The organism is Microvirga aerophila, assembly GCF_003332305.1.
Taxonomy (GTDB): domain Bacteria; phylum Pseudomonadota; class Alphaproteobacteria; order Rhizobiales; family Beijerinckiaceae; genus Microvirga; species Microvirga aerophila.
In genome coordinates this window covers 14,589-34,653 of the sequence record NZ_QOIO01000023.1, presented here as the reverse complement: position 1 = coordinate 34,653, position 20,065 = coordinate 14,589, and the positions used below count along the sequence as shown (strand labels likewise).

The following is a 20,065-nucleotide window of genomic DNA, read 5'->3' as shown; positions in this document are numbered from 1 at the left end:
TCAAAAACCGTGGAAGGCTTGGTGCGTATGTTCGACCTCGGGCGGCTTCTCGAAGAAGGGTCCCACGAGATTGCGCCACTCCTGGAAGTCCGCGGAGTTGCGGAAATCCTCCATGTGGTTCTCCAGGGTCTCCCAGCGAACGAAGAGGCGATAGCGGCTCGGCTTCTCGATCGAGCGCTGCAGCTCCATGGTGATGCAGCCCTTCGCCCGCTGGAACAGGGGTGCGGCCTTGGCCACTCCGGCCTCGAATTCGGCCTCCATGCCTGGCTTTACGTCGATCTGGGCGATCTCGAGGATCATGGGTACAGCTCCTTGTCGGCTCGCAAAGCACGAGCCTCTGATCTCAGCGAAAGGCGGCTCGTCTAGCCGCGCCTTCAGGTTCTGATTGGATCGATTCCGAGTTGGGCCGCAAGGTCATCGAGCTTCTTGCGAAGCTCGGCCGACAGGGGAACCCCGTCGCGCGAGCGGCTTCTGATGCGCGCTTCCCGCTGCTCGCCCGGAATCCGGATCGCGTCGAAGCCGGGCAGGCGCTCAGAATCCCGCATGTCGCGCATATGCCGGTCGACTTCGGCCTTGAAAGTGTCGAGGGGAGCGAAACGCGATACGTCGACGGCGACGATGAAGTGACCAGTATTGGTCTCGGTCACCGTATCGGCATTGAAGTCCACCACGTCCCGGCCAAAGGCTGCGCCATTCAACGTTCCAGCGAGCAGACCCAGGATCAACGCAAGGCCGCTGCCCTTGTAGCCGCCGATGGGCAGCAGAAGGCCTTCGCTGCTGCGTTTCGGGTCCGTCAGGGGTTCCCCGTCCGCGCGCTTGATGATCCAGCCTTCGGGAATGCTCTTACCTTGCAGCGCATAGTTCTTGATCGTGCCGTACGACACCATGGTGGTGGCGATGTCGAGAATGACCGGCGGCTCCTCGCCTGCCGGAATACCCACCGCCAGCGGGTTCGTCCCAAGCAGGGCCTCGACGCCGCCCCAGATCGCCATATGGTTGGCGCTCGCAACCGCCGAATACAAGCCGATCATGCCGTGCTCGACCGGCATGGAGGCATAGAGGGCGGCCGGACCCGCATGGTTGGAATGATGTGCGCCAACCCAAGCGACGCCGGTTTCGCGCGCGAGTTCGATCGCGGTCTCAGCCGCGCGGGCCATGACGAGATGGCCCATCCCATTGTCTCCGTCGACAAGGGCGGTCGCGGGAGCCCTGCGGTCGACCCGGATTGCAGGCTTGGGGTTGATGCCCCCGGTTTGGATGCGCTGCACATATTGCGGCAGGCGGAAGACCCCATGAGCGTCGGCGCCCGACAGGTCGGCCTCGGTCATGAGGCGCGCAACCTTGGCGGCGTCGGCGTCGGGGAGGCCGACTTTTCTGAAGGAGGTCTCGATGAAGGCGTGAATGGCCGCGGCGGGCACGCGATCGCTGGTCGGCGAGGACGTCTCGAGAGGCTTCACTGGCCCGCCCCCTTCGCGTGCTCGGCTGAGACCGCACGGGTTTCTCCGGTGGCGATCAGAGTCCTCGTGGCGTCGACGGAGGCGTAGGTCCAAAAGATGCGCATCGGCTCGGTGTCGGACGCATTGCGAAAACGATGCGGCACGTCGGAGGGGATCCAGGTCGTGTCGTGGGGGCCGAGCTCGTGCTCCACGCCGTCGATTTCGGCAACGGCGCGCCCCTCGAGGATCATGACGCTCTCCTCGCAATTGTGGCTGTGAAGCGGAATGGCCGCACCCGGCTCGAAGGACGTGATGCCGTTCAACATGCTCGTCGACCCGATCTTCTTGGTCACGAGAGGAATGGTTCGCGCTCCGCCGCCGCGCTCGGCCGGCGTGATCTCGGATGGGCGAAGCACCGCCCCTACGGGTTCTTTCATGTCACTCATCGTCATTGTCCTCTCGTGCCTTGGCGCCTTACTCGGACAAGGTCACTTTGTTTGCATCCTTGGCAGGACCGATCCACACGGTCTTGATATTGGTGAACTCGCGGATGCCGAACTCGCCAAGCTCGCGCCCATAGCCTGATTTCTTGATGCCGCCGAACGGAAGCCGGGGATCGGACGCCACCATGCCGTTGATGAAGACAGCGCCAGCTTCAATGCGCCGGGCCAGCTGGCGAGCCCGGTCGATATCGCGGGTCCAAAGCGCTGCGCCTAGGCCGAATTCCGTCGCATTGGCAAGGGTGATCGCTTCCTCCGCATCCCGAACCCGGATCACGGCGGCTGCTGGCCCGAAGGTTTCCTCGGCAAACGCCGCCATGTCCGGAGTCACCCGGTCAAGAACCGTCGGCGCATAGTAAAAGCCTGGCCGGTCGAGTGGCTTGCCTCCAAGCCTCAGCTCGGCGCCTGCTCCGATGGAGCGCTCGATCTGCGACTTGAGATCGTCACGCAGATTGGCGCGCGCCATCGGGCCGATATTGGATTCACGGTTCATGGGGTCATCGACGACCAGGGCTTCCACACGGGCGCAGAGGGCCGCCACGAACTCGTCGGCAACGCTCTCCTCGACGATGAAGCGCTTGGCCGCGATGCAGCTCTGCCCGACATTGAGGAACCGGGCGCGGGTGGCGACGGCTGCCGCCTCCTTTACGTCGGCATCCGCCAGCACGATGAATGGATCGGAGCCTCCGAGCTCCAACACCTGTTTCTTGAGCTGACGGCCCGCCTGGCTCGCCACCAGACTGCCGACTTCCGTCGAGCCGGTCAGGGTCACGGCGGCGATGCGGGGATCCGCGATGACGGCCTCAACAGCCGAGGGGCCGATCAGGAGCGTGCGGAACAGCCCATCGGGCGCTCCCGCCTCCCGCAGCACGTCCTCGATGGCGAGAGCGCATTGCGGCACGTTACTGGCGTGTTTCAGAACCGCGCCGTTGCCGGCGGCAAGCGCCGGGGCCAGGAATCGGAAGAGCTGCCAGAAGGGATAATTCCACGGCATGATCGCCAGCACGACGCCCAACGGATCGAACACGACGGAGCTTTCCGCCGCATTGCTTACGACGATCTCGGGCGCCAAGAACTCCTCCGCCTTCTCGGCATAGAAGTCGCAATTCCAGGCGCATTTCTCGATCTCGGCTTCGGCCTCGACGATCGGCTTGCCCATCTCAGCCGTGATCAAAGCGGCATAATCCGCCTTTTTGGCCCGCAGAACTTCAGCCGCTTTCGTGAGAAGCTGGACCCGCTCCGGGATCGGTCTCTTGGCCCAATCCCGTTGCGCTTGCACCGCTTGCGCGAGAGCCTGCTCGATGGCGTCCGGTGTGTGCTCGTCGAAACTGGCGAGGGTGTCGCCGGTTGAGGGGTTGATTGAGTGGATCATGCTTGCCTTCCGAAGAGCTGTGCTGGCGAATGAGTCTTCAAACTCTCGCTCATAACGCGCGGGTCTGCCCGCTGACGCGCCTCCGACCCCCTTCAAGAGGTCAGGCTTGAAGCCTTTGCGGATAAAACGTCATAAGACATCATAAACTTAGAGAGCGCGTCATCTCCGTGTCAAGCGCCTAGCAAGCTCACGGCGTGGATAGACGGAGGCCTCTTCGTAAAAGCGAATGTTGTTTCCAAAGCAGACGAGTGTGGTGCAACCTGATCAGGTTTCGTGATGCGCGGCAGTACGACATATTATTTTACCTACTGAATCCCCGCTGCTAGCGTCGTCTGATCGTCATCTTTTCCGATGCTTCGCCGAAGCGTCCAAAACGAGATGGGTTCAAGCGATGGCTGAACCGCTTGATGGTTTTGCTGAACAGCCGACGACTGAACATCGTCGATGCGCGCCTCACGCTTCGCCTACGACCCTTCTTTCAAAAAGCATGCCGACGCTGGCCGTTGGACGCGCTGCGGAGACGCAATAGCAATTTCGATATGTAGTAACGCCAACACAACCCGCGCGAACAGAAACAATACCGGCGGGGCTCATTCCAGGGAGGAAGAGACGAATGATCACTAAGCGTACGTTTACAGCAGGTCTGCTCGGAGGCGTCTTTGCGCTGGCGGCCGGGATCGCGGCGCCCAAAGTCGTTCTCGCGCAGGATGCGTCCAACTATCCTAATCAGCCGATTCAGATCATCGTTCCGTTCGCGCCCGGCGGCGCGTCCGATTTTGCCGCGCGCCTTCTGCAGAACAGGCTGGCGGAGATTCTTGGGCAGCAGGTTGTCATCGTCAACCGGGACGGCGCAGCCGGCAATATCGGCATGGGTCTCGCGGCCCGCGCCAAGCCCGATGGCTACACGCTCTTTCTCGGGAATGTCGGCACGGTTTCGATCAACCCCCACCTGTTCTCAGACCTGAAGGTCAAGCCGCTCGAAGACTTCATTCCGATCTCCATCGTGGCCGACACGCCCGGCCTGCTCATTTCCCGTCCTGATTTCCCGGCGAAGGACGCGAAGGAATTCGTCGAATACGTCAAACAGAACCCCGGCAAGGTCAATTTCGCCTCCCCGGGCACCGGCAGCGTGAATCGTCTCGAGATGGAATCGCTGGCTCTGGAGCAGGGTCTGAAGATGACTCACATCCCGTACAAGGGCGGTGCGGGTCCGGCTGCGGCGGACGTGATGGGCGGCCACGTGGATGTGATGTTCGTGACGATCGCGACGGCCATCAACAACGTAAAGGCGGGACGCCTCAAAGCTCTCGCCGTCACCACCAAGGAACGCGTGCCTTCGCTCCCCGACCTGCCGACCATGATGGAGCAGGGCCTCACCACCCGTCCGAGTTCCTCATGGCAGGGAATTCTGGTTCCGGCCGGAACGCCGAAGCCGATCGTCGACAAGATCCACTCGGCGGTGGTGGAGACCATGAAGGACAAGACCATTCATGAGCGCATGGCGGCATCAGGCGTCCTTGCGGTCTCGAGCCCGTCGCCGGCGGCGTTCACCGATTACATCAAGGCGGACAGCCAGCAATGGTCGAGTGTCATCCAGAAAGGCAATATCAAAGCTGACTGATCCTGCGCAAATGGCGGGCGTTATGCGCCCGCCATTTGCGTTGCCTCTGCCCACATGACGTCCCCAGCACTTTCGTAGATCGAAGGACTGTCCATGAACATCCGTGTATCGGTTGATATCCTCACGGGAATTCTTTTCCTCGGCATCAGCCTCGCCGCAATGGCGATCATTGGATCCAACTATCCTTTAGGCACCGCATCCCGCATGGGGCCGGGTTTCTTTCCGTTGATCGTCAGCGGTCTTCTGGGGCTGCTCGGGGCCATCCTCCTGGTGCGCTCGTTCTTCATCGAGACCGAGATTGTCGGCACTGTGAATCTGAGGCCTGTGCTGCTCATTCTCGCGGGTACGCTATTCTTCGGGCTTGCCATTGAGGACCTGGGTCTTGCGGTCGCCGGCATCGTTCTGGTCTTCGCCGCCCGCTTGGCCGGGGACGAGTTCAAGTTCATCGAAGTGACCATTCTGGCCGTGGCCCTCGTGGCCGCGAGCATCTTCCTGTTCGCCTATGCGCTGGGGCTCAACCTGCCTCACACACGGTTCTGGTGAGAGCGATCGAGATGGAACTGTTCAACAACATCGTTCTCGGGTTCTCGACTGCCATGTCGCCTGAAAACCTCATGTATGGTTTTCTCGGCGTCTTTCTCGGCACGATGATTGGAGTGCTTCCGGGCCTGGGGCCGGTGGCCACAATCTCGATCCTGCTTCCGATCACGTTCACGCTTCAGCCTGAAGCAGCCCTCATCATGCTGGCGGGAATTTATTACGGCGCGGCCTATGGCGGGTCGACGACGGCAATTCTCGTCAATCTACCGGGCGAAAGCTCCTCGGTGGTCACCGCTATCGACGGAAACCAGATGGCGCGTCGCGGCAAGGCCGGACTGGCGCTTGCGACTGCGGCCCTCTCGTCCTTCATCGCCGGCACGCTGGCCACCATCCTGATTGCCGTCATGGCCCCGGCCCTTGCGGAAGTGGCGTTGCAGTTCGGTCCTGCGGACTACTTTTCCCTGATGCTCTTCGGCTTGATCGCGGCGGTCATCCTGGCCAATGGCTCGGTCGTCAAAGCAATCGGCATGATCATGCTGGGCGTGCTCCTCGGCACGATGGGCACTGATGTCAGCACCGGCGCTCAGCGCTTTACCTTCGGGGTCGCCGAATTCGGCGACGGCCTCGACTTCGCCGTCATCGCAATGGGTATGTTCGGTCTGGGGGAAACGATTTCCAACCTCAGCCGGAAGGAAAGTCAAAGCGATGTGATGGGCGAGGTCCGGGGGCTATGGCCCACGTGGAAAGAGATCAAGTCCTTCCTGGCTCCGGCCCTGCGTGGGACGGCTCTCGGGTCCTGCCTCGGCATGCTTCCTGGAGGTGGACCAGTCCTTGCGTCATTCTCGGCCTATGCCTTGGAGAAGAAGATCTCACGCAAGCCTGGCGAGTTCGGAAAGGGTGCGATCGAGGGTGTGGCGGGACCTGAGGCTGCCAACAACGCAGCAGCGCAGACCGCCTTCATCCCCATGCTGACCCTGGGTCTGCCGTCGAGCGCCGTCATGGCGCTGATGATCGGCGCCCTGATGATGCAGGGGATCGCGCCGGGTCCTCAACTTCTGAACAGCAATGCCGAGCTGTTCTGGGGCCTGATCGCCAGCATGTGGATCGGCAACGCCATGCTGGTCATCCTGAACCTGCCGTTGATCGGGATCTGGGTGAAGCTGCTGTCCGTTCCGTATCGGCTGCTCTATCCGGCGATCCTGCTGATCTGCTGCATCGGGGTGTACAGCCTCAATGCCAGCGCGCTCGACGTGATCGTTGCAACCTTCTTCGGGTTCATGGGATATGTCTTCGTTCGACTGAGATGTGAACCGGCTCCGCTGCTCCTCGGTTTCATTCTTGGACCGATGATCGAAGAGAACCTGCGTCGGGCGCTACTCATCTCCCATGGAAGTCCCACGGTCTTTTTCGACCGCTCGATCAGCCTGACGTTCCTGATCCTCTCGGTTCTGCTTTTGGCGATCATGATCGCCCCAGCAATCCGGACGAAACGCGAGATCGCATTCCAGGAGGAGGCTTGAGGCGTGACGGCCAGCAGCTGCCGTCACGCCTGTCTGTGCAGACGCGAACCGACTGAACAAGGAAGTGAGAGTAAACCATGACGACATTTCTTGAATTGCTCGAGACGGGTTTCTGAGGCGTGGACCGTCTGTTTGGCACCAGTGCGCAGCCGTTCGGGCGTCAGCTTTCCCGGCCCGGGGCCGGCAAGCTGCCGGTGACGGTGATCACGGGCTTTCTCGGAGCCGGCAAGAGCACCTTGATCAAGGCCCTGCTTGCGTCACCCGAAGGCTCCGGGACCGCTCTGATCATCAACGAGTTCGGAGAGGTCGGTATTGACGATGCGCTCTTGCGGGAAAGCAGCGAAAAGACGATGCTGCTTGGCAACGGCTGCCTGTGCTGCCTGAGCGGCACCGACCTCCAGCTGACCCTGCGCGATCTGTTCGCCGAGCGCCTGCGCGGAGCCATTCCGGATTTCCGGCGCGTGATCATCGAGACTTCCGGTCTTGCGGATCCCAGCCCAATCCTCCAGACCCTTGCAACTGACCGGACCCTCGATGTGCATTATGGGCTCGAAGGCTTGGTGACCGTGGTCGATACCGCGACCGCCCTGGCCAGCGTCGAACATTCGCCCGAATGGACCAAGCAGGTTGCGCTGGCCGACCGGATCGTCCTGACCAAAACCGACCTGGCGACGCCTGAACAGCTTGCTCAGGTACGTGCGCTGCTGACGGAGCTTGCGCCCCTGGCGCCCGTAACGGAAGCCGCACAGGGTGTGGCCGATCCGGCCTTCATACTGGGCGAAGGGGAGGCGCGTCAGGAGGCGCAGAGGCGTTCGGCGTTCCTGTGCGAGGCTCCGGCTGTCGATCCAGGCGCGCACCGGCAACCTTATAAGACATTCGTGATCACGATCGATCGCCCCTTGCCGTGGTCGGTCTTTGCCCATGCGCTGGATACGCTTGCAAGCTTGCGCGGTCCGGATTTGCTGCGGGTGAAAGGGTTCGTGAACGTGGCCGGGCGGGCGGGGCCTGTGGTGGTGCATTTCGTGCAGCACCTGGCGCACCAGCCCGAAGAGCTGACGTCCTGGCCGAGCCCGGACCATCGGACGCGGCTGGTTTTCATCACCCGCCAGCTCACTCGCGAAAGGGTCGAAGGCCTTCTCGCGGCCGTCCTCGCCATGGCGGAGGATTCGGAAGAAACCGCGCATTCCTGAAAATGGGGCGTAATCCCCACAAGACCAATCTCCAAAAACCTGACTGGGAGGACTGACACCATGACTGACGCAACAACCAAGAACGCAGGAGCCGTGAAGGCGGGCGACGGGGCTTTCCTGTTTGCGCTTGCCGACATGAACAAGATCGATGCGGGCACTGGCTATTCGACGGCCCACGGACCCGTGATCGAAGGTGACCGGATCCAGGTGGGGCTGATGCTCAAGCCGCGAGGCACCGGCGCACGGCCGCACAAGCACCCCAATGAGCAGTGGAATTATGTGCTTCAGGGCAAGCTGCGCGTGAACATCGAAGGCGAAGAGGAGAAGATCGTCGGTCCTGGCACTCTGATCTACTTCCCGGCCAACAAGGTGCACTCCACTGTGGCGCTGCCGGAGGAGGATGTGATGTTCCTGGCGATCAAGGATCTCTCCCATGGCATCATCGGCATGGCCGCCGACGGGACCATGGCGGGCCCCCATTACGATCCCGGATACGAGCCGGATGCCAAGACAGGGCAGTGAGCGCCTGTCCTGTCGCTCTTTCCTAGAAAACTAAGGGTTTCAGCTTGTTCGGCTGGAACCCGAACGGTTACGCTTTCGTTAATGCTTGCGGGCTGATGCGAGGCAGGGACCATGATGGCGGGGAAGGGCGACAAAACACCAAGGCCGAGGAGTAACCAGCCTCCGCTGCCGAGGCCGGTTCAAGAGCATCTGGGGCAAAAGCTGCGCGCCCAGCTGCACGAACTTGGCGAGAAGCCCAAATATCTTGGCGACCCGATGGTTCCTCGGGAGTTCGATCCGATCATCGAGAAGATCGAGAAGAAGGATCGGGCTCGCAGGACAGCGAAGATCGAGGAGGCCGGACGTCAAGCCGTCGAGGCCGCGCTGACGGACTTCGTGAATCCGAAAAAAGCCGATCGTTAAGCCGTACCGACAGCCGGCCTGATTCAGCTTGCGGATCAGGTCTCCGGTTTGAGGAACGGTCGGAAGTTGTCGAGCCATGACCTCAGCCACAGCTCCATGGCGGTCTTGGCGGCGCCTTCCGTCGGTCCATAACCCCAGGCGTCCTCCTGAAGCGGGCTGGCCCAGACCCAGAACCTGTTGCTGCCGTCGTATTGCACGGAGCCGACTTCGACAGGTCCCACATATCCGACATACCGGTTCAGCGGCACACCCGCGACGCTATCCTGTCGCCACGCGATCTGGCTCATCCGTTCCTCAAGGCTGAAAGTCATCAGCACATCATCTAGGGCGGGGAAGGGCCGTTGAAACGTGCATCGGCTCCATCCTCTCTTCAAGAAGCAGCGCATCGTCCGGTACGGAAGACCCGACTTGCTTTTCCGCACGATGAGCTAATGTGCTGCGCATGAACGATCTCCCGGGAACAAGCGCCTGATGTCCAGCCTTTCCACCATCGGTTTCGACGCCGACGACACCCTTTGGCAGAACGAGACATTCTACCGGCTGACGGAAGAACGCTTCACGTCCCTGCTGACGGAGCATGGAGATGCGCACACGATCTCCAGCCGTCTGCTCGAGGCGGAGAGGAGAAATCTTCAATTCTACGGCTTTGGCATCAAGGGGTTCACGCTCTCGATGATCGAGACGGCCATTGATGTGACGGAGGGGCGGGTTTCTGCCGCGACGATCGGCGAAATTCTAGCCGCCGGGCGGGAGATGCTCGCCCATCCCATCGAAACGCTCCCCCATGCGCGGGAAACGCTTGAGCAACTGGCGGGCTCCTATCGCATAATCCTGATCACGAAGGGTGATCTCTTCGATCAGGAGCGCAAGCTTGCCCAATCAGGCCTCGGTGAGCTGTTCGATGCGGTCGAAATCGTCAGCGACAAAAATGCTGCGACCTATGAGAGGATTTTCAACCGCTACGGCGATGGGCCGAACCGCAGCATGATGGTCGGTAATTCCTTAAAGTCGGACGTGGTGCCGGCAATTCAGGCCGGAAGCTGGGGCGTCTATGTGCCCCATGCCCTCACCTGGGCCTTGGAGCATTGCGACGAGCCTTCGGACGAGCCGCGGTACAAGCGGCTCGCCCATCTGGGCGAGTTGATTGATCTGGTGACGCAAATCTAGGTCTGCGGCTCACGCCGGCGATGTCGTTCGGTTGGGGTGGCGAGGCGTTACCGCGTCGATCCGCGGGCGATGCTTCTGATGTCGCTGCGGCCAATTCCAAGATCGGACAGGTCACGGTCGTCGAGACCTTCGAGCTCTCGAACCGTCGCCTGATAATCGAGCCATTCCCGAAGCTTTTTGAGGACGAGTGAAATGATCATGAGTCTGTTGCCTTTCCGGTGGCGGTGAACACCCACGATCCCGGGCGCTTCCCTGTTCTTGCTGTTGAGGGGAATCTGGAGCACTTTGCTGCATTGCGGGATATTGGTCAGGGCATATGACCTATGCACCACCGGCACGGAACCTAAACCGTTGCCGAAAAATAGGGCGAGAATGCCGATTGCTGAGCAGTAGCCGTAAACTGGGCCTGCTATCCCGGGCAGAGCGAAGTGATGAGGCACGCGATTGCAACAAAATTGACCAGTCGGAGGGTTGCTGATTTTGTGCAGTGCACCATAAAATGCCCTACAGCAGGTTATTTCGCTGGTGGAGGCCTCATGCAGTCCAGTTTTTCAGTCGGGCAGTTCGTGCGGTTCCGAAAAGTGACGGGGCGCATCTACGAGATCGTCCGCATCCTTCCCCTCGAGGATGGCGGAACGACCCTGTATGTGATCAGGAGCACCCACGGAGCGGAAGCGGTCGCTCGGCATTCCGAGATCGAGCGAGCCTAGTGTAGCCTGCTTGCACAGGGCCTTGAGCCAGTCGTCAAACCAGCCCTCGCGATCTATTTCCTTCTTTTCGTGGGCTGGAGCACGCTCGCCAAGCGACCGATGGGTCCGCCCGATTCTTAGGAGACAGGCCGTATGCGTGGTAGTCGCCGTTGCTCCTCCGGCTCGAGGCATGCATGACACGGCGGAGTGCCGCCTCCATTCTCTTGCTGGCTTGCTTTGCAAACGCGCCCGAGGCTGTGGCGCACGATTGGTACCCGGCCTGGTGTTGTAGCGAGAAGGATTGCCGTGAGCTCGCGGAAGAACGGGGTGAGGTCGTCTCCGAAGTCCCGGAGGGATGGAGGCTCTGGGATGGGCGGATCGTCCGGAGGAAGACCGCCAAGCCATCCCCGGACGCCAAATTTCATCTCTGCGAGGAAGCGACGACCAAGGCGATCATTTGCTTCTTCGCGCCACCTGGAGCCTCCTGAGAGGCAGGGAGCGCCCGTGCAGAGCGCTTTAGATCTTGGGCTGGAGTTGATCCCTGTTGGGGATCACTCCGGCACGACCCGCACGGCGCCCTTGGCGGCGCTTGTGGTCATGGACGCATATGCCCGCAGCGCGGTCGAGACTTTCCGCTTGCGGTCGGCTGCCGGCTTCCAGGCCTTGTCTCCGCGCGCCTGCATGGCGGCGCGGCGCTGGGCCAGTTCCTCGTCCGGCACCGCGAGGCGGATGGTGCGGTTCGGGATGTCGATCTCGATGCGGTCGCCTTCCTGAACAAGGCCGATGATCCCGCCTTCCGCCGCTTCCGGCGAGACGTGTCCGATGGAAAGACCCGAGGTGCCGCCCGAAAAGCGGCCATCCGTGATAAGCGCGCAGGCCTTTCCGAGACCCTTCGATTTCAGATAGCTGGTTGGATAGAGCATCTCCTGCATGCCCGGTCCGCCTCGCGGGCCCTCATACCGGATGACCACCACGTCGCCGGCTTTCACCGCGCCCCCGAGGATGCCCTGAACGGCGGCGTCCTGGCTCTCGAAGACCCGCGCCGGGCCATTGAAGACCAGGATGCTTTCGTCCACCCCGGCGGTTTTGACGATGCAGCCATCCACTGCGAGGTTTCCGGACAATACCGCCAACCCGCCATCCTTTGAGAAGGCGTAGTCGGCATTGCGGATCACACCCTTCTGCCGGTCAAGGTCCAACTCTTCGAAGCGACGCTCCTGGCTGAAGGCGACCGTCGTCGGGACACCCCCAGGCGCAGCCTGATAGAAGGTCCGCACCGCCTCGCTGTTCGTGCGCTTCACGTCCCATCGGTCAAGCGCATGGCCGAGGCTTTCGGCGTGAACGCTTCCCGCGTCACGGTGCAGGAGGCCCGCCCGGTCGAGCTCGCCCAGAATGCCCATGATCCCGCCGGCCCGGTGAACGTCCTCGATGTGGACATCGGCGATGGCAGGCGCGACCTTGCACAGCACGGGCACGCGGCGGGAGAGCCGGTCGATGTGCTCCATGGTGAAATCGACCTCCGCCTCGCGGGCGGCGGCGAGGAGGTGCAGCACCGTGTTGGTGGAGCCGCCCATGGCGATATCGAGGGTCATTGCGTTCTCGAACGCCTGGAAGGTGGCGATGTTACGCGGAAGGACGGAGGCGTCGTCCTGCTCATAGTGGCGGCGCACGAGATCGACGATGAGGTGACCGGCTTCGACGAACAGCCGTTGGCGATCCGCATGCGTCGCCAGAACCGTGCCGTTCCCCGGCAGCGCAAGGCCCAGCGCCTCGGTGAGGCAGTTCATGGAGTTGGCCGTGAACATGCCGGAGCAGGAGCCGCAGGTCGGGCATGCCGAGCGCTCGATGACCTTGACCTCTTCGTCGGTGATGGACTCGTCGGCCGCCGCCACCATGGCATCGACGAGATCGAGCTTCTTGAGCTTGCCGCGCAGGTTGGCCTTGCCGGCCTCCATCGGCCCGCCGGAAACGAACACGGTGGGAATGTTGAGGCGCAGGGACGCCATCAGCATCCCGGGTGTGATCTTGTCACAGTTCGAAATGCACACGAGGCCATCCACGCAATGGGCGTTGGCCATGTATTCGACCGAATCCGCAATGATTTCGCGCGACGGCAGGCTGTAGAGCATGCCGTCATGCCCCATGGCGATGCCGTCATCCACCGCGATGGTGTTGAATTCCTTGGCGACGCCGCCGGCCTTCTCGATCTCCCGCGCCACCATCTGGCCGAGATCCTTCAGGTGCACGTGGCCAGGCACGAACTGGGTGAAGGAATTGACCACCGCGATGATGGGCTTGCCGAAATCCTCGTCCTTCATGCCTGTAGCGCGCCAAAGTCCTCGGGCGCCGGCCATGTTGCGGCCATGGGTGGACGTGCGGGAGCGATACTGAGGCATGGGGGTAAACCTGACGGTGTTGGGAGTAATCTATGCCTACACCGTCAGACGCCGGGCATTCAAGCCAAGGATTGTCGCGCCCATCGACGCCGGGTCGTGGTTTGGAAGGGCGCGCGCCATCCCATAGGCCGTCTGCGCGGCGGACCCGCCGCGCAGATGCACTAGGATAAGATAGTGAGACTACGGGTTGGTGTTCCGGTTACGCTCGCGCTCGACCTGACGCAGAGTGAGCAGAAGGTCGACGTGCTCATTGGGAATGGGAGCCCCCGTGACAGAGCGGTACTGCGCACGCAGTCTTCTGCCGATACGATGCCGGGCGACCGAATCGAGCTTTGCTCCTTCGGTCTCGCTATGGCCTTGACCCATGTTTGTTGCCTCCTTGTTCTTCATGCATAGAAACTGCAAACATTATGGTTAACAGTCGGTTAAGCGCTGTCGTTTGTGCGGCGCGGCAGGATGCGGCTGGAGGCCGCGCCGCCTGCTAAAGGCACACCTCGGGAGGCCTCGCCGGTTCAGGCGGAGGCCGCGAGGGGGTAGGAGTTTTTGGTTGCGGGATCGCTCCCGCCGGAAGGCAATCGTTCACTCTTGATGGTGTAGGCTGAGCCGATAATGGCTGCGACGCTTGAACGAGACCTTCCATGACCAACCAGAGGGATCTTCTGCATGCCTATGAACTCTGCCTCAAGGCGGAGGAGGCCAAGAAGCACCTTGCGCCGGAAAGACTTAAGACCATGAAGGCCGATGGTCCGTGGATCAAAGCGGTCAGCGCCCACAGTGAAGCTCAGCAGGCCTTCATGAAAGCGGCCTTGAACTTCTGCCGGACTATTCAATCGGAAGGGTTCACATCGGCGAAGTCCCATTCAAGACTCCGGCAAAGGCCTGCCCGCGCAGGCAGCCGCTGACCGCGGATCGGCTCCGTGCTACTTCCCGCGCGGCTGGAGCGTATGAATATGAGAACCGTTTTCGCAATGGCGTTATCCGTTCTTGCGGCCGGCGCGCAGGCGCAGTCGGCTTCGCAATCCCCGGTCAACATCCGTCCGGATGCCGTGCTCAGCGCCGTCACGTCCGACTGGAATGGCGACGGGAGGATGGATCGCGCAGTCTTGGTCGAGGGCCAGGAGGACCAGGCGGACCTTTATATCTATGTTTCCGCAGACGATCCGAACGGAGGCGAGCGGCGGAACCTTGCACTGGCCAAAACGGGCGCTGCCTGGAAGGGCGCCATGTGGGGAACCCAGCCCAGCCTCGATCTCAACCCCAAGGGATCCCTGCTGCTCAAATCCGGGAACGACGCCATAGGCCGCAGCCGCTGGAGCCAGACTCTCACGATCGTATACCGGAATGGCGAATTCCTGGTCGCCGGCGTGACGTTCGACAGCCGTGACACGCTGGAACCGAAGGCGGGCAGACACTGCGACCTGAACCTCCTGACAGGGCAGGGCATCCGAGACGGCAAAGCCCTCAAAGCCGCTGTCAAGCAGATCAGGCTGGCCGACTGGAGCGATGATAAGCGGCCCAAGGAATGTGAAATCTGAAACAGGGGCAGCACCGAACCATCCTAGCGAGGTTTAAGGCTTTGCCTTAGGTCGCGGGTTGTACAGGGGAATCGGCAAAATTCTGGTCAATGCAAATCGATCCCGGCGTGATTGCGCGGATCAGGTGCGGTGCGACAGGGGTCAGGATGCGGACTGTCCCCATGCTCGAAGGTTCAGCCAGGATGCCGAGGCCGGCATCGCCTCCTTGCCCGTCCGGGAATCCAACCAAGAGACCGGTCGGATAACTTCCTGCGTTGATGGATAGCAGGTCATGGTGCTCGAACTCCACGACAGACGCCTCGGTAAAATAGCGCTGGAATGCCTCGCGTCTCGAAGCTCGCCGCTCACCGTTCGTTTTGCGCTTCGCCTCGGGCGACCGGGTTAGACGAAGGGCAGAGAGGCCGGGGTAGTCCCTCATGATCTCGTCCAGCTTCGGATCGTCACCGAGCGCCACCAGGAGGTCTGGCGCGAGGGCGGTGATTTTGGCGGCCTTCAGACGCCTGCCGGGGCCCGCCAACAGCCCGCTCGTATTTGCAATAAGAAGGTCTGCAGCGGTCGTGTCTGCGAGGAAGCGCACGCCTTCCACCAAGCGGCTCCAACCGAGGATGGGATTGGTCGTGCCTACGAAGAGGAGCCTGCTCCGCGTGGGTTCGGCCGTGGTGAGGCATGCGGGCGGTCCGAGCATCTTCTGGCCCACATCCGCGTCGAGAAGAGCAACCGTTCTTCCGGCCTGGAGCGCGTGCTCCCGAAGAAAGCGACAGAAGGTGCTTTTGCCCGCATCGGCAGATCCGATGACCAGGATGCGCTGGAAATCGCCCGACAGTATATATTCGGCTGCGTCGGACCAGTCGGCGGGAATGTGGATCGAGGCCATTGAATCGAAGGATGACACCAGTCACGTCCTGGGCCTATCAGGTGAATCCCTCGGTTAACCGAGAAACCGCCGGATGGCGCGCTCGACTATGTCGGCCGGCACCACATGGCCACCCTCGAATTCCTGATAATCCACGTCGTAGCCAGCTTTTTTCAGGTTTGGCACGAGACGGCGACTGCAACGATCGATCGGCAGCACCTCGTCCGTGACCCCATGTGAAATGAAAATCCGAGGGGTGTCACTTTGCTGGGTTGGAGCCATGAAACCGGGCGAGAAGGCCACGATATTGCCGAACAGCGAGCCGTTGATGAGGCCGATGGAAAGCGCATAGGACGCCCCGTCCGAGAAACCCGCGACGGCAATTCGCTGCGGATTGATCACATGGAGGTCGAAAACCTTTTGGAGCGCCCGGTCAATGAACAGGACATCGGGGCCGTAGCCGCCCCTGATCACGTCCCAGGTGGAACTGCGGGATTCCGGCGCGAGGATGATGATGCCATGAGCGTCCGCTGGCCCGACCAGGAGATCGATAAGCTGCGAGGCGACGCCACCGGCTCCGTGTAAGGCGACGATCAGCGGCGCAGGTTTGGTGGCATCTTGCCGGTTCGGTATGTACAGCGCTCCGTCTCGAGTGGCGCTCAGATCCAAGGGTCGGGAGCCGAGCGGGGAGCTGGACGGTTTGGCGATGGTTTCCGGCCGCGACCGGAGAATTCCCAATTCTGCGGCAGGCTCCTGGCTGCTGGACATGATCTTTGCTCGTTTTGCACGACCGGCAACGTCGTATTTCTCTTCTCGTTCCAAGGTGGGCAGCCCATGCCGCCGGGTGGCGAAAGGACAGGATTGGCAGAAATTGATATCCGGCCTGCTCCCGAAGCCATTTCTTTTCAGTTATCCTCGACATCGAGCGCTGGCGCTCGGCCGCAACACAGCACCATTGATCTTGAAACGGAGTTTCAGCTTCTCATAAAGCCGTAGGAACACGAGCCGTTTCAAGGATCTGAGATTGGAGGCCGCTGATGGCCTACCTCGTCCGGTGGCAACTCGTCGGCCGATCAGGGCGTCCGCTCGACAGCGGCTGCATCCGCGAGTGCTTTCCGCATTATGGCGATGCAGTTACGGCGATCAGCGATTTCCTGCATCCCTATCCCGAGGTGTGTCGCTGCGGAGACGAAGGCTACTGGCAGGCGCGCCGGTCGGCCGAGGCCGATCTCGTCGTGTGGGTCTGGGTGGAATGGCTCGATGGTCCGGCAGGTCTCGAGGAGGCCTTTGCAGCTTCGTTCGCCTAGACCTCGTTAAAAGCTCCATCAGCCGGACTTGGTGATCTCGTCCAATTTGGCCGCGATGATGAAGTCGTTCTCGTGCAGGCCTTTGATCTTCTTTGTTTGAAGGGACACGGTCACATAGCCCCAGCCGAAGCTGACATCGGGATGGTGACCCTCGCTCTCCGCAAGTTCGGCGACTTTCTGCACGAACGCGAAGGCTTCTGCGAAATTCCTGAATCGGAAGGTTCTTTCAATCCGGCTTGAACTGTCCGCCACGGTCCATTCAGGGACCTTCGTTCGAAACGTCTCGACCTCCGCTGATGACAAAGGAGGAATTCCTCCGCGGCAGGGAGTGCATGTCTTCGTGGCAAGGTCGTCTGTCACGGCGTCCTCCAGACTTGTCGCAACTGCGTTCCATAAACAAAAGTTAAGCGTAGACCTCGATCGGTCCAGGACGATTGTGGGTTTATCCCCGTGGCGTTGGCCTCAAGGGGGCGAGTTACTGGTGCTCGTAGAGCAGCCGCGCCCGGATGGTACCTTCGAGCGCGCGAATCTCCTTGAGAGTCTGCCGGCTTTGCGCCGTTGAGCCCTCGGACTCGATCACCACGTATCCAAGCTCGCCATCGGTCTGGAGATACTGCGCTGCGATGTTCAAGCCGCGGCGGGAGAACACCTCGTTCAGACGTCCGAGCATCCCCGGGACGTTGCGGTGCACATGGATGTAGCGTGTTCCTGTCGGGCGGGACGGGAGCTGAGCCTGCGGGAAATTGACCGCCCCGAAGGTCGAGCCCACATCCGAATAGTCGATCAGCTTGCGGGCGACCTCGGCTCCGATGCGTTCCTGGGCCTCCTCGGTCGAGCCTCCGACATGAGGCGTCAGGATGACATTCTCGATCCCCTGGAGTGGGGTCTGGAACGATTCCTTGTTGGAGGCCGGCTCGACCGGAAACACATCCACGGCCGCGCCGCGCAGGTGCCCGCTTCTCAAAGCCGCCGCCAAGGCATCGAGATCGACGACCGTGCCCCGGCTGTTGTTGATGAGGTAAGCGCCCTTTTTCATGGAGGCGATCTCGGCTTTACCGATCATGCCATGGGTGGCGGGCGTCTCGGGCACGTGCAGGCTGACCACGTCGCTCTGGCTCAGGAGATCCTGAAGGCTGGCGGCAGGTTCGGTGTTGCCGTGCCGCAGCTTGTCGGTCTGATCGAAGAAGATGACCCGCATGCCCATGGCCTCGGCCAGATTGGACAATTGCGAGCCAATGTTGCCGTAGCCGACGATGCCCAGCGTCTTGCCGCGCACCTCGTGGCTGTCCACCGCAGACTTGTCCCAGCCGCCCGTATGAGCGGCGTTGGACCTTGGGATGATGCGCCGGAAGAGCATGACGATTTCGCCGATCACCAGTTCGGCAACGCTTCGGGTGTTCGAAAAGGGGGCGTTGAAGACCGGAATGCCCGCAAGCCGCGCGGCGTCGAGGTCGACTTGGTTCGTCCCTACGCTGAAGCACCCGATGGCGATGAGGCGGTCAGCGGCTTCGATGACCTCCCTTGTCATCTGCGTTCGGGACCGGATGCCAAGCAAGTGTACGCCGCGAAGCGCCTGCCGCAGGGCAGCGCCGTCCAAAGACGTCTTGAGATAAGTGATGTTCGTGTATCCGGCGGATCGAATGAGGTCGACGGCCGAATCGTTCACTCCTTCAAGGAGCAGTATGTGAATCTTGTCCTTGGGAAGGGAGAGATGATCGGACATGATGCTCTATGAAGGCTGTGGCGCGAGGGTGCCCGGTTGCAGACTCGGGGAGTCTTAGGGCAACTCGCATCGCGGTGCCAGACCTTAGCGATTCCGCCTCGCTGCCTCCGAAGGGCGTGATCCAGCCTCAGGACCCGTCCCGGTGACAGTGGCGCAGGCGAAGGTACATCAGGCTTGCGTCGCCTGTCGCTTTACCGTCTTTTCCGGCGAACCGGGTATTTCACTCGCGTGCGAGCAGACGATTTCAGGGAGGGTTTTGTTGCTGCGCGCTGCTTGATGCTGCCGGTCGTCCAGCGGGAATCCTTCTTCCTGACATGGACAAGGACAATGTTTCTTTGCGCCTGCCTCAGCTCTTGTTGGGTCGGCTTCGGCGACGGGGGTGGGTCTTTGCGGACGACGAAAGCACGCGTCATGCACTCGCTGACATGTGCGTTCCGCCGTTCCACGATACGCCGGTACTCATCGACCGCGATCTTCGTCTTCGGCGCAATGCGCGCCTTCGCTTCCTGACGGCACACCTCGCGTTTCGCGACGAGATTTTCATCAGCGCGAGCGCTCGAAGGCGCGATCAAGGTGATCAAAACGAGTCCAAGGGCCGCTAGCTTCACGACCGCACCTTTCGCGCCAGATTCGGAGAATATGATCGGCCGATATCACTTTGCCGGAGCCATGGCATCGCGACAAATTAGCAGGTGTGGCGAGGGAAGTCGGGCGGAGCAAGTTCCTCGGCCATCACGCCGATTGTTTTTGACTTGAACATGCTTGTCCGGTCAGTGGAACGTCGCTGCATGGGCTGTGCGAACCGATCTATCGAATGCTCGTTGGATAGAAAGAAGTCAATAAGAAAGAGAATGAAATGGACGCATTTATTCCCGCCATTGAAGAAGTTGCTCAAGCCATCATGGCTGGCGAGGATGCGGAGCAGGCAATTGCCGACATCGCCCAGGAGCATGAGCTTCCGGCCGTTGCTCTGCGAAACAGGGCGCTGCGAGCGCTCGGTCCGTTCGATACTTACAAGGAGCGTCAGGCACGCTCGAAAAAGGAACGGGAACAAACCGCAATGCGGCGCGATCCTGTTCTGGCGGGCGCTTCATTCGTAGCCCAGGTGTCCAACCTTAGTCCTAAATTGTCTCCGGAGGAGCGGGAGGCCGAGATACAGCGCCTCGCAGCCGAGTTCGACGTGGACCCTCGCGCGCATCGTGATGCGATCGAGCGACTTCGGAGAAAATTTTAGGAACGTCTCAGGAAAGGCAGGAAAACCGGGTGACGTCCCAACCCCGGTCTCCGGCTCT

Annotated in this window: 24 protein-coding genes; 12 read left to right on the top strand and 12 right to left on the bottom strand. The window is 61.3% G+C overall.

Annotation, left to right across the window (positions count from 1 at the left end):
* The 4 genes from DRB19_RS14020 to DRB19_RS14005 all read right to left on the bottom strand — a co-directional run bounded on the left by DRB19_RS14020 (position 1) and on the right by DRB19_RS14005 (position 3,308).
* Entirely contained in the window at positions 1 to 300 is a 300-nt protein-coding gene (locus DRB19_RS14020) for an antibiotic biosynthesis monooxygenase family protein (RefSeq protein WP_114186653.1), read from the bottom strand.
* Between the two features lie 74 nt (positions 301 to 374).
* Entirely contained in the window at positions 375 to 1,457 is a 1,083-nt protein-coding gene (locus DRB19_RS14015) for an Ldh family oxidoreductase (protein WP_245439499.1), read from the bottom strand.
* Complete coding sequence (locus DRB19_RS14010) at positions 1,454 to 1,882, bottom strand: cupin domain-containing protein (protein ID WP_114186724.1); 429 nt, start codon at positions 1,880 to 1,882, stop codon at positions 1,454 to 1,456. Before DRB19_RS14010 ends, DRB19_RS14015 begins: the two co-directional genes overlap by 4 nt.
* Positions 1,883 to 1,910: 28 nt before the next feature.
* Complete coding sequence (locus DRB19_RS14005; protein ID WP_114186652.1) at positions 1,911 to 3,308, bottom strand: NAD-dependent succinate-semialdehyde dehydrogenase; 1,398 nt, start codon at positions 3,306 to 3,308, stop codon at positions 1,911 to 1,913.
* Between the two features lie 613 nt (positions 3,309 to 3,921).
* Between DRB19_RS14005 and DRB19_RS14000 the strand changes: the two genes are divergently transcribed.
* The 6 genes from DRB19_RS14000 to DRB19_RS13975 all read left to right on the top strand — a co-directional run bounded on the left by DRB19_RS14000 (position 3,922) and on the right by DRB19_RS13975 (position 9,103).
* Positions 3,922 to 4,929 (top strand): Bug family tripartite tricarboxylate transporter substrate binding protein, encoded by a 1,008-nt coding sequence (locus DRB19_RS14000; RefSeq protein WP_114186651.1) that lies wholly within the window; start codon positions 3,922 to 3,924, stop codon positions 4,927 to 4,929.
* A 93-nt stretch (positions 4,930 to 5,022) separates the two neighbouring features.
* On the top strand, positions 5,023 to 5,472 hold the full coding sequence (locus DRB19_RS13995; RefSeq protein WP_114186650.1) for a tripartite tricarboxylate transporter TctB family protein: 450 nt from the start codon (positions 5,023 to 5,025) through the stop codon (positions 5,470 to 5,472).
* Positions 5,473 to 5,483: 11 nt separating this feature from the next.
* Positions 5,484 to 6,989, top strand: coding sequence for a tripartite tricarboxylate transporter permease (locus DRB19_RS13990; protein ID WP_114186649.1), 1,506 nt, complete (start codon positions 5,484 to 5,486; stop codon positions 6,987 to 6,989).
* A gap of 119 nt (positions 6,990 to 7,108) precedes the next feature.
* A complete protein-coding gene (locus DRB19_RS13985) occupies positions 7,109 to 8,179 on the top strand; it encodes a CobW family GTP-binding protein (protein ID WP_114186648.1) in 1,071 nt (356 codons plus the stop codon).
* 60 nt (positions 8,180 to 8,239) lie between these two features.
* The gene (locus DRB19_RS13980) at positions 8,240 to 8,701 is read left to right on the top strand and encodes a cupin domain-containing protein (RefSeq protein WP_114186647.1); all 462 of its coding nucleotides are present in this window, start codon (positions 8,240 to 8,242) and stop codon (positions 8,699 to 8,701) included.
* Positions 8,702 to 8,812: 111 nt separating this feature from the next.
* The gene (locus tag DRB19_RS13975) at positions 8,813 to 9,103 is read left to right on the top strand and encodes a hypothetical protein (RefSeq protein WP_245439497.1); all 291 of its coding nucleotides are present in this window, start codon (positions 8,813 to 8,815) and stop codon (positions 9,101 to 9,103) included.
* Between the two features lie 35 nt (positions 9,104 to 9,138).
* Here DRB19_RS13975 and DRB19_RS13970 read toward each other — a convergent pair whose 3' ends face one another.
* Positions 9,139 to 9,414, bottom strand: a complete 276-nt coding sequence (locus DRB19_RS13970; RefSeq protein WP_308494284.1) for a hypothetical protein — start codon at positions 9,412 to 9,414, stop codon at positions 9,139 to 9,141.
* A gap of 160 nt (positions 9,415 to 9,574) precedes the next feature.
* On the opposite strand from DRB19_RS13970, the gene DRB19_RS13965 reads away from it, so the two are divergent.
* Positions 9,575 to 10,270, top strand: coding sequence for an HAD family hydrolase (locus tag DRB19_RS13965; protein ID WP_114186646.1), 696 nt, complete (start codon positions 9,575 to 9,577; stop codon positions 10,268 to 10,270).
* Positions 10,271 to 10,317: 47 nt separating this feature from the next.
* On the opposite strand, the gene DRB19_RS13960 is transcribed toward DRB19_RS13965, so the two are convergent.
* Complete coding sequence (locus tag DRB19_RS13960; RefSeq protein WP_114186721.1) at positions 10,318 to 10,470, bottom strand: DUF1127 domain-containing protein; 153 nt, start codon at positions 10,468 to 10,470, stop codon at positions 10,318 to 10,320.
* A gap of 336 nt (positions 10,471 to 10,806) precedes the next feature.
* Here DRB19_RS13960 and DRB19_RS29955 point away from each other — a divergent pair, with 336 nt between their 5' ends.
* Positions 10,807 to 10,980, top strand: a complete 174-nt coding sequence (locus DRB19_RS29955; RefSeq protein ID WP_162815688.1) for a hypothetical protein — start codon at positions 10,807 to 10,809, stop codon at positions 10,978 to 10,980.
* A 530-nt stretch (positions 10,981 to 11,510) separates the two neighbouring features.
* Here DRB19_RS29955 and ilvD read toward each other — a convergent pair.
* Complete coding sequence (gene ilvD / locus DRB19_RS13950) at positions 11,511 to 13,355, bottom strand: dihydroxy-acid dehydratase (protein WP_114186644.1); 1,845 nt, start codon at positions 13,353 to 13,355, stop codon at positions 11,511 to 11,513.
* 180 nt (positions 13,356 to 13,535) lie between these two features.
* Complete coding sequence (locus DRB19_RS13945; protein ID WP_114186643.1) at positions 13,536 to 13,721, bottom strand: hypothetical protein; 186 nt, start codon at positions 13,719 to 13,721, stop codon at positions 13,536 to 13,538.
* Between the two features lie 272 nt (positions 13,722 to 13,993).
* On the opposite strand from DRB19_RS13945, the gene DRB19_RS13940 reads away from it, so the two are divergent.
* Together DRB19_RS13940 and DRB19_RS13935 are read left to right on the top strand one after the other, a co-directional pair.
* Positions 13,994 to 14,257 carry a hypothetical protein gene (locus DRB19_RS13940; RefSeq protein ID WP_114186642.1) on the top strand — a complete coding sequence of 88 codons (264 nt, stop codon included), beginning with the start codon at positions 13,994 to 13,996 and terminating at the stop codon, positions 14,255 to 14,257.
* Positions 14,258 to 14,305: 48 nt separating this feature from the next.
* Complete coding sequence (locus tag DRB19_RS13935; protein WP_147021731.1) at positions 14,306 to 14,890, top strand: hypothetical protein; 585 nt, start codon at positions 14,306 to 14,308, stop codon at positions 14,888 to 14,890.
* A gap of 46 nt (positions 14,891 to 14,936) precedes the next feature.
* Here the strand turns inward: DRB19_RS13935 and DRB19_RS13930 are convergent, their stop codons facing one another.
* Both DRB19_RS13930 and DRB19_RS13925 read right to left on the bottom strand, forming a co-directional pair.
* Entirely contained in the window at positions 14,937 to 15,782 is an 846-nt protein-coding gene (locus tag DRB19_RS13930) for a Clp1/GlmU family protein (protein WP_147021730.1), read from the bottom strand.
* A gap of 36 nt (positions 15,783 to 15,818) precedes the next feature.
* The gene (locus DRB19_RS13925) at positions 15,819 to 16,511 is read right to left on the bottom strand and encodes an alpha/beta hydrolase (RefSeq protein ID WP_114186639.1); all 693 of its coding nucleotides are present in this window, start codon (positions 16,509 to 16,511) and stop codon (positions 15,819 to 15,821) included.
* A gap of 269 nt (positions 16,512 to 16,780) precedes the next feature.
* Here DRB19_RS13925 and DRB19_RS13920 point away from each other — a divergent pair, with 269 nt between their 5' ends.
* The gene (locus DRB19_RS13920; protein WP_114186638.1) at positions 16,781 to 17,050 is read left to right on the top strand and encodes a hypothetical protein; all 270 of its coding nucleotides are present in this window, start codon (positions 16,781 to 16,783) and stop codon (positions 17,048 to 17,050) included.
* An 18-nt stretch (positions 17,051 to 17,068) separates the two neighbouring features.
* On the opposite strand, the gene DRB19_RS13915 is transcribed toward DRB19_RS13920, so the two are convergent.
* Together DRB19_RS13915 and serA are read right to left on the bottom strand one after the other, a co-directional pair.
* Positions 17,069 to 17,410, bottom strand: coding sequence for a 4a-hydroxytetrahydrobiopterin dehydratase (locus DRB19_RS13915; protein WP_114186637.1), 342 nt, complete (start codon positions 17,408 to 17,410; stop codon positions 17,069 to 17,071).
* Between the two features lie 115 nt (positions 17,411 to 17,525).
* Positions 17,526 to 18,773: a phosphoglycerate dehydrogenase gene (gene serA, locus DRB19_RS13910; protein ID WP_114186636.1), complete on the bottom strand. Its 1,248-nt coding sequence runs from the start codon at positions 18,771 to 18,773 to the stop codon at positions 17,526 to 17,528.
* 856 nt (positions 18,774 to 19,629) lie between these two features.
* Between serA and DRB19_RS13900 the strand changes: the two genes are divergently transcribed.
* Positions 19,630 to 20,007, top strand: a complete 378-nt coding sequence (locus DRB19_RS13900; RefSeq protein WP_114186634.1) for a hypothetical protein — start codon at positions 19,630 to 19,632, stop codon at positions 20,005 to 20,007.
* Positions 20,008 to 20,065 lie beyond the last annotated feature (58 nt).

What these genes read in the sequence shown, in the direction of transcription:
- DRB19_RS14020 (WP_114186653.1), bottom strand. Translation starts at nt 300, where the DNA reads ATGATCCTCGAGATCGCCCAGATCGACGTAAAGCCAGGCATGGAGGCC.
- DRB19_RS14010 (WP_114186724.1), bottom strand. Translation starts at nt 1,882, where the DNA reads ATGAGTGACATGAAAGAACCCGTAGGGGCGGTGCTTCGCCCATCCGAG.
- DRB19_RS14005 (WP_114186652.1), bottom strand. Translation starts at nt 3,308, where the DNA reads ATGATCCACTCAATCAACCCCTCAACCGGCGACACCCTCGCCAGTTTC.
- DRB19_RS14000 (WP_114186651.1), top strand. Translation starts at nt 3,922, where the DNA reads ATGATCACTAAGCGTACGTTTACAGCAGGTCTGCTCGGAGGCGTCTTT.
- DRB19_RS13995 (WP_114186650.1), top strand. Translation starts at nt 5,023, where the DNA reads ATGAACATCCGTGTATCGGTTGATATCCTCACGGGAATTCTTTTCCTC.
- DRB19_RS13990 (WP_114186649.1), top strand. Translation starts at nt 5,484, where the DNA reads ATGGAACTGTTCAACAACATCGTTCTCGGGTTCTCGACTGCCATGTCG.
- DRB19_RS13980 (WP_114186647.1), top strand. Translation starts at nt 8,240, where the DNA reads ATGACTGACGCAACAACCAAGAACGCAGGAGCCGTGAAGGCGGGCGAC.
- DRB19_RS13975 (WP_245439497.1), top strand. Translation starts at nt 8,813, where the DNA reads ATGATGGCGGGGAAGGGCGACAAAACACCAAGGCCGAGGAGTAACCAG.
- DRB19_RS13970 (WP_308494284.1), bottom strand. Translation starts at nt 9,414, where the DNA reads ATGACTTTCAGCCTTGAGGAACGGATGAGCCAGATCGCGTGGCGACAG.
- DRB19_RS13965 (WP_114186646.1), top strand. Translation starts at nt 9,575, where the DNA reads ATGTCCAGCCTTTCCACCATCGGTTTCGACGCCGACGACACCCTTTGG.
- DRB19_RS13960 (WP_114186721.1), bottom strand. Translation starts at nt 10,470, where the DNA reads ATGATCATTTCACTCGTCCTCAAAAAGCTTCGGGAATGGCTCGATTAT.
- DRB19_RS29955 (WP_162815688.1), top strand. Translation starts at nt 10,807, where the DNA reads ATGCAGTCCAGTTTTTCAGTCGGGCAGTTCGTGCGGTTCCGAAAAGTG.
- ilvD (WP_114186644.1), bottom strand. Translation starts at nt 13,355, where the DNA reads ATGCCTCAGTATCGCTCCCGCACGTCCACCCATGGCCGCAACATGGCC.
- DRB19_RS13945 (WP_114186643.1), bottom strand. Translation starts at nt 13,721, where the DNA reads ATGGGTCAAGGCCATAGCGAGACCGAAGGAGCAAAGCTCGATTCGGTC.
- DRB19_RS13940 (WP_114186642.1), top strand. Translation starts at nt 13,994, where the DNA reads ATGACCAACCAGAGGGATCTTCTGCATGCCTATGAACTCTGCCTCAAG.
- DRB19_RS13935 (WP_147021731.1), top strand. Translation starts at nt 14,306, where the DNA reads ATGAGAACCGTTTTCGCAATGGCGTTATCCGTTCTTGCGGCCGGCGCG.
- DRB19_RS13925 (WP_114186639.1), bottom strand. Translation starts at nt 16,511, where the DNA reads ATGTCCAGCAGCCAGGAGCCTGCCGCAGAATTGGGAATTCTCCGGTCG.
- DRB19_RS13920 (WP_114186638.1), top strand. Translation starts at nt 16,781, where the DNA reads ATGGCCTACCTCGTCCGGTGGCAACTCGTCGGCCGATCAGGGCGTCCG.
- serA (WP_114186636.1), bottom strand. Translation starts at nt 18,773, where the DNA reads ATGTCCGATCATCTCTCCCTTCCCAAGGACAAGATTCACATACTGCTC.
- DRB19_RS13900 (WP_114186634.1), top strand. Translation starts at nt 19,630, where the DNA reads ATGGACGCATTTATTCCCGCCATTGAAGAAGTTGCTCAAGCCATCATG.